Annotated in this window: 14 protein-coding genes; 5 read left to right on the plus strand and 9 right to left on the minus strand. The window is 71.7% G+C overall.

Annotated features, from left to right (window positions below):
* Window positions 1-52 precede the first annotated feature (52 nt).
* The 5 genes from ACWPQI_RS13155 to ACWPQI_RS13175 all read right to left on the minus strand — a co-directional run bounded on the left by ACWPQI_RS13155 (window position 53) and on the right by ACWPQI_RS13175 (window position 4,193).
* Window positions 53-412, minus strand: coding sequence for an NADH-quinone oxidoreductase subunit A (locus ACWPQI_RS13155; RefSeq protein ID WP_010595343.1), 360 nt, complete (start codon window positions 410-412; stop codon window positions 53-55).
* Between the two features lie 266 nt (window positions 413-678).
* On the minus strand, window positions 679-1,101 hold the full coding sequence (locus tag ACWPQI_RS13160) for an Rv3143 family two-component system response regulator (protein ID WP_010595342.1): 423 nt from the start codon (window positions 1,099-1,101) through the stop codon (window positions 679-681).
* Between the two features lie 177 nt (window positions 1,102-1,278).
* On the minus strand, window positions 1,279-3,081 hold the full coding sequence (locus tag ACWPQI_RS13165; protein ID WP_017681314.1) for a SulP family inorganic anion transporter: 1,803 nt from the start codon (window positions 3,079-3,081) through the stop codon (window positions 1,279-1,281).
* Window positions 3,082-3,164: 83 nt separating this feature from the next.
* Window positions 3,165-3,527 carry an ArsR/SmtB family transcription factor gene (locus ACWPQI_RS13170; protein WP_010595340.1) on the minus strand — a complete coding sequence of 121 codons (363 nt, stop codon included), beginning with the start codon at window positions 3,525-3,527 and terminating at the stop codon, window positions 3,165-3,167.
* Between the two features lie 147 nt (window positions 3,528-3,674).
* Window positions 3,675-4,193, minus strand: a complete 519-nt coding sequence (locus ACWPQI_RS13175; RefSeq protein ID WP_017681315.1) for an SRPBCC family protein — start codon at window positions 4,191-4,193, stop codon at window positions 3,675-3,677.
* A gap of 129 nt (window positions 4,194-4,322) precedes the next feature.
* Here ACWPQI_RS13175 and ACWPQI_RS13180 point away from each other — a divergent pair, with 129 nt between their 5' ends.
* The 3 genes from ACWPQI_RS13180 (at window position 4,323) to ACWPQI_RS13190 (ending at window position 8,335) form a co-directional block, all read left to right on the plus strand.
* Window positions 4,323-5,369 carry a DoxX family protein gene (locus ACWPQI_RS13180; protein ID WP_061064843.1) on the plus strand — a complete coding sequence of 349 codons (1,047 nt, stop codon included), beginning with the start codon at window positions 4,323-4,325 and terminating at the stop codon, window positions 5,367-5,369.
* A 172-nt stretch (window positions 5,370-5,541) separates the two neighbouring features.
* Window positions 5,542-7,782 (plus strand): HelD family protein, encoded by a 2,241-nt coding sequence (locus ACWPQI_RS13185; RefSeq protein ID WP_099528191.1) that lies wholly within the window; start codon window positions 5,542-5,544, stop codon window positions 7,780-7,782.
* A 271-nt stretch (window positions 7,783-8,053) separates the two neighbouring features.
* Window positions 8,054-8,335 (plus strand): DUF732 domain-containing protein, encoded by a 282-nt coding sequence (locus tag ACWPQI_RS13190; RefSeq protein WP_010595334.1) that lies wholly within the window; start codon window positions 8,054-8,056, stop codon window positions 8,333-8,335.
* Window positions 8,336-8,343: 8 nt separating this feature from the next.
* Here the strand turns inward: ACWPQI_RS13190 and ACWPQI_RS13195 are convergent, their stop codons facing one another.
* The 3 genes from ACWPQI_RS13195 to uvrB form a co-directional block, all read right to left on the minus strand.
* Entirely contained in the window at window positions 8,344-8,796 is a 453-nt protein-coding gene (locus ACWPQI_RS13195; protein ID WP_010595333.1) for a universal stress protein, read from the minus strand.
* 168 nt (window positions 8,797-8,964) lie between these two features.
* Entirely contained in the window at window positions 8,965-9,837 is an 873-nt protein-coding gene (locus tag ACWPQI_RS13200; protein ID WP_029540105.1) for an SCO6745 family protein, read from the minus strand.
* Window positions 9,838-9,847: 10 nt separating this feature from the next.
* Complete coding sequence (uvrB, locus tag ACWPQI_RS13205) at window positions 9,848-12,001, minus strand: excinuclease ABC subunit UvrB (protein WP_010595331.1); 2,154 nt, start codon at window positions 11,999-12,001, stop codon at window positions 9,848-9,850.
* Window positions 12,002-12,195: 194 nt separating this feature from the next.
* Here uvrB and ACWPQI_RS13210 point away from each other — a divergent pair, with 194 nt between their 5' ends.
* Together ACWPQI_RS13210 and ACWPQI_RS13215 are read left to right on the plus strand one after the other, a co-directional pair.
* On the plus strand, window positions 12,196-12,789 hold the full coding sequence (locus tag ACWPQI_RS13210) for a DUF3267 domain-containing protein (RefSeq protein ID WP_432373271.1): 594 nt from the start codon (window positions 12,196-12,198) through the stop codon (window positions 12,787-12,789).
* Window positions 12,790-12,838: 49 nt separating this feature from the next.
* Window positions 12,839-13,351 (plus strand): ribonuclease FAU-1 family protein, encoded by a 513-nt coding sequence (locus tag ACWPQI_RS13215; RefSeq protein ID WP_017681321.1) that lies wholly within the window; start codon window positions 12,839-12,841, stop codon window positions 13,349-13,351.
* Window positions 13,352-13,381: 30 nt separating this feature from the next.
* Here ACWPQI_RS13215 and coaE read toward each other — a convergent pair whose 3' ends face one another.
* Window positions 13,382-14,599, minus strand: coding sequence for a dephospho-CoA kinase (gene coaE / locus ACWPQI_RS13220; RefSeq protein WP_026137901.1), 1,218 nt, complete (start codon window positions 14,597-14,599; stop codon window positions 13,382-13,384).
* Window positions 14,600-14,790: the final 191 nt, after the last annotated feature.

The following is a 14,790-nucleotide window of genomic DNA, read 5'->3' on the forward strand; positions in this document are numbered from 1 at the left end:
GAATCCATTACGGCACAATCCCATTCCCTGTCGCACCCAATACCTGCCGCGGTCAGTCCCAGCCGAGACCACCCCGCCGCCACTCGTAGACGTAGGCCACTGCGACGTTGAACACGAACAGCGCCATCGCGGCCAGCCCGAAGACCCCCAGGGCGTCGAGGTGGACGGCCCACGGGTAGAGGAACACGATCTCGATGTCGAAGATGATGAACAGCATGGCCGTCAGGTAGTACTTCACCGGGAACCTGCCGCCGCCCGGCGGCTGCGGGGTCGGGTCGATCCCGCATTCGTAGGCTTCGAGCTTGGCCCGGTTGTAGCGGCTCGGGCCGATCACCGAGGACACGACGACGGAGAACACGGCGAACGCGACCGCGATCCCGCCGAGCACGAGGATGGGGATGTAGACGTTCACGGCGCCTGGCTCCTCTCCGTGCGAGCCGGCCACCCGCGCCGACTCCGTTGCCCTTGCCGACCTCTCGGCCGCTGGGGCCGAACGATCACGAGGCGGTGTCGGTGCCGTGGGTCACTTCAACCGCATCATTGTGATGTACGGCTCAGCCTACCGGCGGGGTGTCTCCCCGAGGCGGATACCACGCGGCGCGATTTCTCCGTTTCGCCCGACCGTTCGCGGACCGGCCCACTCGCGCGGCCCGCCGGGGCGGGCGTCCCGCGGCGCCGTCAGGTGGTGCTGCGGCCGCGCAGCAGCGCGACGACCGTCTCGGCGAGGCGGAACGGGTCGAGTGGCCGCGGCACCGCGGCCTCGGCCCGGGACCAGTCGGCGAGCCACGCGTCGTCCGGGCGGCCGGTCAGCACGACGACGGGCGGGCACTGTTCGAGTTCGTCCTTGAGCTGCTTGGCGATCCCCATCCCGCCGGCGGGGGCTGCCTCACCGTCCAGGATCGCGAGGTCGATACCGCCGGCGTCCATGCGCCGGATCACCATCGGCGCGGTCGCCACCTCGACGAAGTCGAGTTCGGGGAGCTCGGGATCGGGTCGCCGGCCCAGCGCGCGGGTGACCTGCTCGCGCGTGTCGGCGTCGTCGCTGTAGACGAGGACGCGCAGGGCGGCAGGGCGGCTGGCACTCGCGGTCGCGTCGGTCACGGGGGAAGATGCTACTGGCCGGAGCCGGTCGGTCCCGGGAGGCGAGCCGGGGCGCACCCGACCCGGGCCGGGCGTACGCCGGGCACCACCGTCGGCAGGCGACCGGTCCCCGCGCTCACCTGGTGTTACCGGGTGAGGAGAACCAGGTTGCGGCGAGGGCCGGTCACGAGGCCGATTCTACCCGCGCGGAGTGGCCTCGAACGGTCCCGGCCTCGGCCCTTCGGCACCGGCGACGGCCGGGGCGTACCGGTGTTCCGGCAGCACCAGCATGCGGGCGTACGCGATGGCCCGGGGTGTGGTCGCGAAGACGTGCCGCTCCTCGCTGTCCTTGGTGGTGAACACCCCCAGGGCGGACAACGGCCGCAGATGTTCGGGCCTGGCCCCGGAGATCAGCACCGTGATGTGCCGGTGCTCGAGCTTGGTGATGGCGTCCTTGAGGACGATCGCACCGGTGGCGTCGATGGCCGTCACGCGGGACATGCGCAGGATCACGACCTTGACGTCCGTGACATCGGCGAGCTCGAGCAGGAACCGGTGGGCCGCGGCGAAGAACAGGGCGCCGTCGATCCGGTACGCGACGATGTGCTCGCGCAGCAACTCGTGTTCCTCGTCGGCGTGATCCCCGTCCTCGTCGAGGGGAACCTGCTCGATCCGGGCGGACCTCGCGACCGCCCGCAGCGCGAGAACCGCAGCGAACCCGACACCGATCGCCACCGCCGTCACGAGGTCGAGGGCGACGGTGACCAGGAACGTCACCGTCATGACGATCGCATCCGCGCGGCTGGCCCGCGTGATCGCGACGATCGAGGCGGTTTCGACCATGCGCACGGTGGTGGCGAGCAGAACCCCGGCGAGGGCGGCGAGCGGGATCTGCGCGACGAGCGGCGAGGCGAGGTAGACGATGCCGGCGAGGATGACGGCGTGGGTGAGGGCGGACAGCCGGGACCGCGCCCCCGACCGGACGTTGACGGCCGTGCGTGCGATCGCGCCCGTGGCCGGAACGCCGCCGAACAGGGGGGCGGCGATGTTGGCCAGGCCCTGCCCGAACAGCTCTCGGTCCGGGTCGTGCCGGGTGCCGACGCTCATCGAATCCGCGGCGGTCGCGGACAGCAGGGATTCGAGGGCCGCGAGCGCGGCCACCGCGAGCGCCGGCGCGAGGAGCGACGTCAGCTCGCCGAGGTCGAGGAATCCGAGGCTGGGGGCACCGAAGCCGGACGGGATGGCCCCGATCCGCGTGACGTCCAGATGGAACAGCTGTGCGACGACGGTGGCCAGCACCACCGCGACGAGCGAGAACGGCAGCTTCGGCAGGTACCGGCCCCCGATCAGGATGGCCGTCGCGACGAGCACCGCCACGGCTGCGGGCAGGAGGGACGGCCGGTCGGCGAACTGTCGGACGGCGTCGAACGCGCTCTGCCACACCTTCTCCCCCTCGGCGTGGGCGATGCCGAGCGCGGCCGGGACCTGCTGCAGGGCGATGACGACGGCGATCCCGGCGGTGAAGCCCTCGATCACCGGGGCGGGCATGAAGCGCACCGCCCGGCCGATGCCGGCGAAGGCGAGAACCACGAGAACGACGCCGGCGACGAGTCCCACCGCGAGGACGCCGGAGGCGCCGTGCTCGTGGAAGATCGGCACCAGGACGACGGTCATCGCGCCGGTCGGGCCCGACACCTGGAAGCGGGAGCCGCCGAACACGGCGGCGACCGCACCCGCGACGACGGCGGTCGCGAGCCCCGCCGCGGCCCCCAGTCCGGAGCTGATGCCGAAGCCGAGCGCGAGGGGCAGGGCGACGAGGGCGACGACGAGCCCCGCGGTCAGATCGGCGCGGGGCGAACGCAGGGCCGGTTTCCACTCACCCCAGCGTGGCATCAGCGCGGCGACCGACCGTGCGGCGCGAGCCACGACGGGGCCGGCTCCCGTCGCCTCTTCTCCGGTGCGCCCGGTCTCCGCATCGTGCTGCTCCGTCGACATCGACATCGTGCCTCCACCACAAACAACAACTAAGAACTTAATAAAGTCTGCAATCAATGCGCGCGTGGCGCCCCGGGTGAGCGGCCGGCTCAGCCGCGGGCCCGGACCCCCGCCGGTTCGGCAACATCGTCCTCGAGCAGTTCTGCCTGTCCGGCGACCACACCGGTGAGGATGGCGCGGGCGACGCCCAGCAGTTCCGCGACCCGCGGCGACGTCAGGGCGTAGGTCACCGACAGCCCTTCCCGGCGCGCAGTGACCAGCCCCGCACGCCGGAGGATCGCCAGCTGCTGGGACAGGTTCGCGGGTTCGATCCCCACCTCGGGCAGCATCTCGGAGACCGCGTGGTCGCGCTCGCTGAGCAACTCGAGGACCCGGATGCGGGCCGGATGCCCGAGCGTCTTGAAGAAGTCCGCCTTCATCCGGTAGAGGGGCTGACGTGCCTGCGCGACCATCACCGTTCCCGTCGTCCGAGCCACCGCAAGACGAGCGGTGCGTGTACTTGCGCAGTTTAGCAATCAGCAATACCGGGGCGCGCGTGACATGCGACACGTCGGGGCACCGCCGCACCGGGGGCGCGAGCACCGGGCATGCGGAGCAGGTCAGGAACGCGCGGCGCGCTCGAGTCGGGCGAGGCTCGCGGACATCTGCTCGGCCGAGACCCGCGGGAGCCGCACCCGGCGCAGGTACGCGGTGTCGGTCACCGCGGACCAGTCGCAGGTCTGTCGCACGGCGGTCCCCCCGGCCGCCTCGGCGAAGGTCCATTCCCATCGGATGCCGAGCGGCGGGGTGTCCGGGTTGGCGGGCAGCCAGGCGAGCAACCTGCCGGGTTCGAACGCCACCACGTGATTGACCACCGGATACGCCGTGCCCCCGGGAAAGTGCACCTGCGCGACGAAGTGCTGCCCGACGGCGGTGATCCGGGGCTGCCCCGCGGGGACGATCAACGTCCCCGAACCATCGATCTCACTGTGCCGCAACGGATTCCGGATCACCTCGAACAGCGCCGCGACCGGAACCGGTAGCGTGGCCGCGACCCCGAGCGAGGTCGGGGTCCGCTTTACCCGCACCCCGGCCACACCGACGTCGCCGCTCCTCGTCTCCTCGCCCCCACCGTGCACACCGACATCGTGCCACCTGCGGCGCACACCCGAGCCGGCGGGCGTGATCCCGGCCGGACGCGCATATCCCGCCGGGCGGCGGGGTATGCGTGCGAAGGTGGAACCGCCACCGATCACGGGAGGAAGCACATGATTGTCCGCAGAATCGCCCGCCCCATGCTTGCGTCGGTCTTCGTCGCCGGAGGCATCGACGCGCTGAGAGACTCGTCCACCAAGGCGGCGGCCGCGCAGCCGGGACTCGACCGGGCGGTGGGCATGCTGCCCGACACGGTGACGGGGAAGCTCCCGGACACGGTGAGCGAGAAGATCACGAACGATCCCGAGACGCTCGTGCGGATCAACGCCGCCGTGCAGATCGGGGCGGGTGCGCTGCTCGCGGTGGGCAAGGCCCCGCGGCTGGCGGCGCTCGCACTGGCCACCACGCTCGTCCCGACGACGGTGGCGGGCCACGACTTCTGGAACGTCGAGGACGCGGAGGCCCGCGCCATCCAGCGCACCCAGTTCCTCAAGAACGTGAGCCTGCTCGGCGGACTGATCATCACCGCGGTGGACACCGAGGGCAAGCCGTCGCTGGGGTGGCGCGGACGGCGGGCCGCACGACGCGCCCAGGAGGCCGTCGCCGGCGTCCTGCCCCATCAGGACGACGCCGCGGGCGAGGCGGTGACCGAGAGCCTGCACAAGGTGGCCGAACGGGTGCGGACCCTGTCGGAGGAGGCGTCGGAGAGGGCCGGCACCGCCCGCGAACGCGGAAGCCACCTGCTCGACGTCGCCCGCGAGCGCGGCCCGGAACTCGCCGAGGTGGCCCGCGAACGCGGCACGCACCTGCTCGACGTCGCCCGCGAGCGCGGCCCGGAACTCGCCGAGGTCGCCCGCGAACGCGGCACCGGCCTGCTCGACGTCGCCAAGGAACGCGGCCCCGAACTCGCCGAGGTCGCCCGCGAACGCGGCACCGGCCTGCTCGACGTCGCCAAGGAACGCGGCCCCGAACTCGCCGAGGTCGCTCGCGAACGCAGCGCGCTGCTGTGGGGCACGGCCCGTGAACGCGGCCCCGAGCTGGCCAAGGTCGCCCGGGAGCGGGCGCTGACGGCGGAGGAACGGTCCCTGCTGCGGGCCCAGCAGGCCCGGCACCGCGCCGAAGAGGCCCTCACCCGCGCCCGCCTGCAGCTGCAGCGCTGACCGCACGGTTCGGTCCCGCACCCGGTGATTCTGCGCGGGTGCGGGACCGGCACTAGACTTCTTGGGCACTTCGTCGCGGCGCACCCGTCGCCCCGTCCGACCCCGAGGAGACCCCTTGCCGGCCGATGGCCTGTCCCACCCCGACCATGAGCGTGAGCAGGTCTACCTGTCGATGCTGTACGGCCACCTCGACTCCATGCGGGCCTACGCGCAGACCCGCCTGAGCCGTGTCCTGCTCGACACCGGCGGCACCCCCCAGGCCCGCAGTGAGCGGGAGTCCTTCACGCAGCTGTACACCGAGGACATCGCGAAGTACGACGCGGCCGAGCACGGACTGTGCTTCGGCCGCATCGACGTCCGCGACGACGAGGACGGCGACGCGACGGAGGTGCGGTACGTCGGCCGCCTCGGCATCCTCGACGAGACGAACGACTACGAGCCGCTGCTGCTGGACTGGCGGGCGCCGTTGGCGCGGCCGTTCTACCTGGCGACGCCGGCGGCGCCGGAGGGAGTGACACGGCGCCGGCACATCCGGTCACGCCGCCGGGCGATCACCGCCCTCAACGACGAGTACCTCGATCTCGACGCGGCCCAGGCGCACGACGCGACCGTCTCGGCGGGCGGTGTCGCCGGCGAGTCGGCACTGCTGGCCGCGCTGAACGCCGCGCGCACCGGGCAGATGCAGGACATCGTCGCGACGATCCAGGCCGAGCAGGATGCGATCATCCGGTCCGAGCACAAGAGCGTGCTCGTCGTGCAGGGGGGTCCCGGCACCGGGAAGACCGCCGTCGCCCTGCACCGGGCGGCGTTTCTGCTGTACACCTACCGTCGGCAGCTCGCGAAGAGCGGTGTGCTCATCGTCGGCCCGAACTCGACATTTCTGGACTACATCGGGCAGGTGCTGCCCTCCCTCGGTGAGACCGGCGTGCTGCTGTCCACGATCGGTGACCTGTACCCCGGGGTGCGTGCGACCGTGGAGGACTCGCTCGAGGCGGGCACCGTCAAGGGCTCCCTCGACATGGTCGAGGTGCTGAAGAAGGCGGTGCGGGATCGTCAGGAGGTTCCGGCGACGCCGATCCCCCTCGTCTTCGACACCTACCGGCTGACGCTCGACCGGAAGACGGTCACCCGGGCCCGCGGACGGGCCCGGTCGTCGCGGCGGCCGCACAACCTGGCCCGTCCGATCTTCGTCGCCGCGGTGGTGGACGCCCTCGCCGACCAGCTCGCGTCGATCATCGGTGCCGATCCGGTCGGCGGGGCGAATCTGTTGAGCCGCGAGGACATCGACGACATCCGTACCGAGATGCGGTCGGACCGGGACATCGTGGCGGCGATCGACTCGCTGTGGCCGCAGCTGAGCCCGCAACAGGTGCTCGCCGAGCTGTTCGCCTCGCGGGAACGGCTCGCGTCGGCGGCACCGGAACTCGACGAGAACCAGCGCGAGCTGCTGCTGCGCCCGACCGCGACGCGCGTGTTCAGCGCCGCGGACGCACCCCTGCTCGACGAACTCGCCGAACTGCTCGGAGTCGACGATGCCGCCGAACGCGAGCGGGCCGCGCGGCAGTGGCGCAGGCAGATCGCCGACGCGCAGGGCGCCCTGGACATCCTGACCGGGTCGGCGCCGCAGGATCTCGAGGACGACCTGGACCCGGAGATCCTGATGGCGTACGACCTGATCGACGCCGACCAGCTCGCGCAGCGGCAGGGCCGGTCGAGCCACGAGACCACGGCCGAGCGCGCCGCCGGGGACCGCACCTGGACGTACGGGCACGTGATCGTCGACGAGGCGCAGGAGTTGTCCGCGATGGCCTGGCGGATGCTGATGCGGCGCATTCCGAACCGCTGGATGACCCTGGTCGGGGACACCGCCCAGACGGGGGATCCGGCCGGGTGCTCGTCCTGGCAGCGGATCCTCGAGCCGTACGTGGCCAATCGGTGGAAGAAGGCCGAGCTGACCGTCAACTACCGCACGCCCGCGGAGATCATGGAGATCGCCCACGCGGTGCTCGCCGAGATCGACCCGCATCAGGTGCCGCCCCGCTCGGTGCGCGAGTCGGGATTCGCGCCGTGGGCCCGGCACGTCGTCGAGGACGACCTGCTCGAGGCCGTGTGCAGCGCCCTCGCGGACGACGACGGGCCGGGTCTGACCGCGGTGATCGCGCCGCACGAGCTGGCGGCGCAATGGGATCACCTGCGGTCGGATTCGGTGCGGGTGTCCACGGTGAGGGAGGTCAAGGGCCTGGAGTTCGACTCGGTGCTGCTGGTGGAGCCGGCCGCCATCGTGGCGGAGTCGCCTCGCGGGCTCAACGACCTGTACGTGGCGCTCACCCGCGCCACCCAGCGGCTCGGAGTGCTGCACACCGGGGAGCTGCCCGAGTCGCTGACGGCACTGGCGACGCCGGCCCGGTCGTGAGGGGTCGTCGATGTGCCGTGTCGACGTCCGCCCCGTCCCGGCAGGCGGTATGTTGCGGGCGAACGTGCGGCCGGTCGGAACGGGAGGCGGGGCGGTGAGGAAGGCGTGGCCTCGAAGGGATCGGACACGGAGGGATCGGACACGGAGGCACTGGACACGGAGGCACTGGACACGGCTCCTGGCAGGGTCCGGGCTCCTCGCCGCGGCCGTGGGATGCGCGGGGACCTCGGCGTCCGACGACTCCGGGCCCTCCGTCCCGGTGACGGTCCCGATGGCGGCCGCTCCGGTCGAGGCAGCGGCGCTGGACGGGCCGGCCCTGCGGTTCAAACAGGCCCTGGCCGAGGTGGGGCTGGCCGCCGGCGTGCCCGACGAGACGCTCGTGGCGCTCGTCCGCGGGACGTGTGCACAGCTGGCTGCCGGACTGCCGGAAGACCAGGTCCTCGGTTCGGTCCGGCCGGTCGCGGCCTTCGCGGCGTCCGTCTCGCGGGCGTCGTTGCAGGGCGACGATGCCGCCCGGTTCTACGTGGGTGCCGCCCGCGAGACGTACTGCTGACCCGGGGGTCAGCGCACGGTGTGCACGATGAGCACGTCCGAGGTGGACTTGCGGGCGAGGTCGGACGGGACGGACCCGAGCAACCGGCCGGTGAGGGTGTTCAGGCCCCGGTTGCCCACCACGAGCAGGTCCGCTTCCACTTCCGCGACCAGTTCGAGGAGCGAGTCGACGGGCGCCCCGACGACGGCCCGTTCCAGAACGTTCTGGGCGCCGGCCGCGTGTGCCTTCTCCCGGGCGGTGCGCAGGATGTCGTACGTGGGCGCCGATCCGGTCACCTGGTAGGCGTCGTCCCCGAGCACGTCGGCGGCGCGGGCGCTGTCCTTCGGATCCACCGGGTAGTAGGCGCACGCGATGACGAGGCGGGCCTCGGCGTCACCGGCGAGAGCTGCCGCCTTCTCGACGGCCCGGTACGACGACTCGGAACCGTCGGTGCCGACGACTACGGTCCGGTAGGCGCTCATGCAATCCTCCATGAAGTTGGTCGGGTCTGGCCGGCGGGCGACCGTCGATGCGTCCCCCCTCCGACTGCTGCGTAGACAGTAACGGCCGATCGGACGGGTCCGGCAGCCTTTGGGGTGGATCCCACAGACCTGCCGGCGTGCGCTCGACGCCACTGACCGCCGTTGACGTTACCGTGCGTCACCGTAACGCGGGCCGAACATCTGCGCGGGGAACACGCCGGACTCCACGAGGGCGTCCCGCCAGGGCAGCGCGAGCTCGATCAGCCGATCGGCCTTGCTCTCGCCCAGCGCCGCCCACGGCGCCGCCGCGAGGTCGTCGGTCAGGTCCTCGACGAGTTCGCGGACCTCGAAACCCTCGTCGGTGAGCTCACCGGCGCGGTCGAGCAGTCCGCGGGCACGCAGCGCCGTCGCCGCGGCAGTCCACTCCTCCGCGCTCCAACCGCGGCGCGCGCGGGCGAAGTCCTCGCTGAACCCGATGCCTGCGGCGGTGTGGGTGACGAGGGCTTCGATGCCGGTGAGTCCGGCGGTCTGCAAGGCGGCGACGTGCCCGTCACCGCGGTACTCGCGCAGCAGGGTCAGCGCGTGCCACAGAACCAGGTGCGGGGCGTCCGGCCACGGCAGGTCGGCATGCCCGGCGTACAGCGGCCGGCCCTCCGGCCCGGGGACCGCCCGGGCGGCGCTCGCCGCGAGTTCCGCCGCCTCGTGCATCTCCGGGGAGTCGAGCACCTCGGCACCGAGGATCCGGGCCAGTGCCTCGTCGATGCCGCGCAACCGGGCGGCGACGACGGCGTCGGGAGTGGCCAGCTGCCAGGCGCGCGGGATCGCGGACGCGACCAGGCGGGGACTGAAGTTGTAGAAGGTGGCGGTCACGACGCCGGCGCCGACGGCGCCGAGCGCGGCGGAACGCGCCGCGAAGTACCGCATCCGGCCGCCTTCGAGGCCGGTGTCGCCGAGGGCGGCGTCGACCTCGGGGGCGAAGTACCCGACGGAGTGGATCAGTTCGAGGGCACGGGCGGTGCGGCCGGCAGACTGTGGGTCCATGCCGCAGACGCTACGCGAGACCCGCGGCATCCATCCCGCGCAGTTCCTTCTTCAGGTCGGCGATCTCGTCGCGCAACCTTCCGGCCAGCTCGAACTGCAGCTCGCGGGCGGCGTTCATCATCTGGTCGGTCAGTTCCTGCACCAGGTCGGCCAGTTCGGCGCGGGGCATGGACTTCACGTCGCGGCCCTCGTAGACGCCGGCGCTCACGGCCCGACCGGATTCCCCCGGTGCGCGGCGGCCGCGGGAGGCGTTGCGGCCCGAGCCGCCGACCTCCACGGTGTCGTCGGCCTCCTCGTAGACCTGGTCGAGGATGTCGGCGATCTTCTTGCGCAGCGGCTGCGGGTCGATGCCGTGCTCGAGGTTGTAGGCGATCTGCTTCTCGCGGCGACGCTCGGTCTCCTCGATGGCGCGCGCCATCGAGTCGGTGACCTTGTCGGCGTACATGTGGACCTCGCCGGAGACGTTGCGCGCCGCGCGGCCGATGGTCTGGATGAGGCTGGTCGTCGACCGCAGGAACCCTTCCTTGTCGGCGTCGAGTATCGCCACGAGCGAGACCTCCGGCAGGTCGAGGCCCTCGCGGAGGAGGTTGATACCGACGAGGACGTCGTACTCGCCGAGCCGCAGCTGCCGGAGCAGCTCGACCCGCCGGAGGGTGTCGATGTCCGAGTGCAGGTAGCGCACCCTGATGCCGAGCTCGAGCAGGTAGTCGGTGAGATCCTCGGACATCTTCTTGGTCAGGGTGGTCACGAGCACCCGCTCGTCCCGCTCGGCGCGTTCGCGGATCTCGTGCACGAGGTCGTCGATCTGGCCCTTGGTGGGCTTGACCACGACCTTCGGGTCCACCAGCCCGGTCGGGCGGATGACCTGTTCGACGAATTCACCGCCGGCCTGCCCGAGTTCGTAGGGACCGGGGGTGGCCGAGAGGTACACGGTCTGGCCGATGCGTGCGGCGAACTCCTCCCAGGTCAACGGGCGGTTGTCGACGGCCGAGGGTAGCCGGAACCCGAACTCGACCAGGTTGCGCTTGCGCGACATGTCCCCTTCGTACATGGCGCCGATCTGCGGGACGGTGACGTGGGACTCGTCGATGACCAGCAGGAAGTCCTCCGGGAAGTAGTCGATCAAGGTCGCCGGCGCGGAACCGGCCGGCCGGCCGTCGATATGCCTCGAGTAGTTCTCGATGCCGGAGCAGAACCCGACCTGCCGGATCATCTCCAGGTCGTACTGGGTGCGCATGCGCAAGCGCTGCGCCTCGAGCAGTTTGCCGCGGTTCTCGAGGTCGGCGAGCCGGTCCTCGAGTTCGGCCTCGATGCCCGTCACGGCCCGTTCCATCCGTTCCGGTCCCGCGACGTAGTGGGTGGCCGGGAAGATCCGCAGCGAGTCCACCTTGCGCACCACGTCCCCCGTCAGGGGATGCAGGTAGTAGAGGGCATCGATCTCGTCGCCGAAGAACTCGATGCGCACGGCGAGCTCCTCGTAGGCGGGGATGATGTCGACGGTGTCGCCCTTGACTCGGAACGAGCCGCGGGTGAACGCCATGTCGTTGCGGGTGTACTGCACGTCCACCAGCAGGCGCAGCAGGGCGTCCCGGGGCACCTCCACCCCGACCTCGAGTGCGATCGAGCGGTCCAGGTACGACTGCGGCGTGCCCAGGCCGTAGATGCACGACACCGACGCGACCACCACGACGTCACGGCGGGAGAGCAGCGCCGAGGTCGCCGAGTGCCGCAGCCGTTCCACGTCGTCGTTGATCGAGGAGTCCTTCTCGATGTAGGTGTCGGTCTGCGCGATGTACGCCTCGGGCTGGTAGTAGTCGTAGTACGAGACGAAGTACTCGACGGCGTTGTGCGGCAACATCTCCCGTAGCTCATTGGCGAGCTGGGCGGCGAGGGTCTTGTTCGGGGCCATCACCAGGGTGGGGCGCTGCACCCGCTCGATCAGCCACGCGGTGGTGGCCGACTTGCCGGTGCCGGTGGCGCCGAGCAGCACCACGTCCTTCTCCCCCGCCTGCAGGCGGCGCGTGAGTTCGTCGATCGCGGCCGGCTGGTCCCCGGCGGGTTGGTGGTCGCTGACCACCTCGAACCGGCCCTCGGTTCGTTCGATCTCCCCCACCGGGCGGAACTCGGAGTGGGCGACAACGGGATGCTCGCTTGCGAACGCCATGGGAACCAGGGTAGGCGGCGGCACCGACAATGCCGATCGGCGGCGGGGACCCGGTGCGTGGCCGCCGGGACACGGAGTCGTCCGCCGGGACACGGAGTCGTCCGCCGGGCATGATCGGTCGGACCGGCCCGCCGTCCACCGCCGGCTCTCGTCGGACAGTCCGTCCGGGAGACCGCGACCTCCAGGGGGTACCCGTGAACGCTCGCAACGATCCGAAGCCCGCGGTGGCGCCGCCACCGGACTACCGGGTCCACACCCGGCTGGACCTGAAGAACGACACGCGGGCGGTCGCGGCCGTGCGGACCGTCCTCGTTCTCACCGTCGCCGTCCTCTTCGGCGCGGCGGTACTCCTGGACCTGCCGCTGCGGAGCGGCTGGGGCACGGCGCCGACGGTCGTCGTCACCGTCGTGGCGTGTCTCGGCTACCTGGCGGTGCACGAACTGACCCACGGCCTGGTCTCCCGGATCCTCTCCGGTGTGCGTCCGACGTACGCGGTGCGGTTCCCCTTCCTGACGACGGGCAGCGACGCCTGGCTCACGCGGAACGCGGCCGTGACCGTCACGCTCGCTCCCGTGGCGCTGTGGGGCGCGGTCCTGGTGGCCCTGCTGTTCACCGTGCCCGTCGACGTCGTTCTCACCGTCTTCGTCGTCACGGTGGTGAACTTCGCGGGGTCCGCCGGCGACTACGTCCAGGCCGGCGCGCTGTGGCGGCTGCCCGCCTCCGCGCTCGTGCAGGACAACGGGCACGAGACGACGACGGTGGTGCCGGCCGGGCCGACGGGCCGGTAGGTCCGGCACCGTCGGGTTCGCCGGGTCGGACCACAGTAACGTTCAGGTCATGTCCGAGGCGAAGCTCCACCACGTCAAGGTCGAGACCTTCGACGTGGCCGCGCATACCAACGTCGACCCGAAGGGCTTCGTGCGGAAGGTGGAGGTGTATCGCGTCGAGCAGTGGGGTCTGTACATGGCACGGCCCGCCGACCACCCGCAGTTCGGGTATCTCGAGTCGTGGCTGCTGCCGGAGCTGGGCCTACGTGCCTCGATCTTCCACTTCCGGCCCGGCTTCGAGCGCGACCAGGACCGGTACGTCGACATCGGCGAGTTCTGGCGCGAAGGGGACGTGTGGCATTCGCGTGATCACTACCTCGACCTCGTGGTGCGCACCGGACGCGACACCGCCGTCGAGGACGTCGACGAGTTGCTCGCCGCCGCGGCGGCGGGTCTGCTCGATCCCGGGACCGCCGAGCGCGCGGTGCAACGAGCGTTGCGGGCGGTCGACGGCATCGCCACGCACGGCCACGACCTCGACGCGTGGCTGGCCGCGCTGGCCATGCCGATCAGCTGGCGCTGAGCCGCCGCTCAGCCGTCCCCGGCCCGCGCGTCAGGCCGACCATCCGGTCTGCTCGGCCCATTCCCGGGCACGCGTGGAGGCGCCGTCGAACCAGGGCGCCTTCTCCTCGGCGTAGACCGCAGCAGCCTCGGCGGGGTCGTGGCGGGCCGCCGCGTCGCGGGCCGCGGCCCGCTTGATCTCGGCGTACTCGGTGGCCGCGTCGGAGTCCGCGCGCAGCCAGTCCCGCAGCAGCAGCGCGAACTGCTGGCCCGGCCAGCCCTGCACCCGCAGGTGCACGTACGCGGGCCGGCCCGGGTCGGCACTGCCGTGCAGTCGCATGCCCCACACCGCCGGATCGGTTTCGCCGCCGGCACCGTACGACGGCTGTGGCTCGTCGTGGTCGACGTGGGCGATGCGGGGAAAGCCGGCCCCGGCCAGGGCGTCGTCGAGCGCCTCCGCCGCGGCGAGGTCCGGCACGGTGATCTGCAGGTCGAGGACGTCGACGGCGGCCAGACCGGGCACGGCAGTCGAACCGATGTGGTCGATCCGCAGCGCGCGGCCCCCGGCGGCGAGCGCGAGCCGGGCGATCAGCCGTTGCGCCTGCCGGTGCCAGTCCGGGTTCGGATCGACGAGCACCGGCGCCGGCCGCACGGGGACGCGGCCGCGCAGGTTCGCCTCGAACGGCACGAGCCGCTCGGTCCACAGCCTGCGCACGGCCGCGGCGAGGACGTCGCGCTCGCCGTTGTTGTCCAACCAGACATCCGCTGCGGCACGGCGCTGTTCGTCGGTGGCCTGGGCGGCGATGCGGGCACGCGCATCGTCCTCGGGCATCGCGCGTAGTTCGACCAGACGGCGCAGCCGCTCGTCGGCGTCGGTGTGCACCACGGCGACGAGGTGGAACGCGGGCGCCATGCCTCCCTCGACGAGCAACGGGATGTCCTGCACGACGACGGCGTCGGCCGGGGCGGCGGCGACCAGCTCGGCGGTGCGTGCCCCTACCCGGGGGTGGGTGATCGCGTTGAGCACCGCCCGTGCCTCGTCGCTGGCAAAGGCCTTGGCGGCCAAGGCGGGCCGGTTCAGGGATCCGTCCGGCAGCAGGATGTCCTCGCCGAACGCCGCAGCGAGTTCGGCCAGGCCCTCGGTGCCCGGCGCGACGACTTCGCGGGCGATGGTGTCCGCGTCGACGAGCACCGCCCCCAGCGCGACGAGTTCGTGGGAGACGGTGGATTTGCCCGCCCCGATACCTCCGGTCAGTCCGAGTCTCAGCACGCCGACCAGTGTCGCATCACCGGCCCGGCGGCGGGACACCGGCCGGTCGTCACACTGCAGTCACAGCAGGGTCACAGAGAGGTCGCGACCTGCGGTTTCGGCGGCAACACGCCGATCGCACCGGTCTCACCTGCCCCAGTATCATCGGCGCGTCGGATATCGTCGGACCGAGCGTCCGACCACCGTCGTTA

The organism is Rhodococcus sp. LMD, from assembly GCF_056108245.1.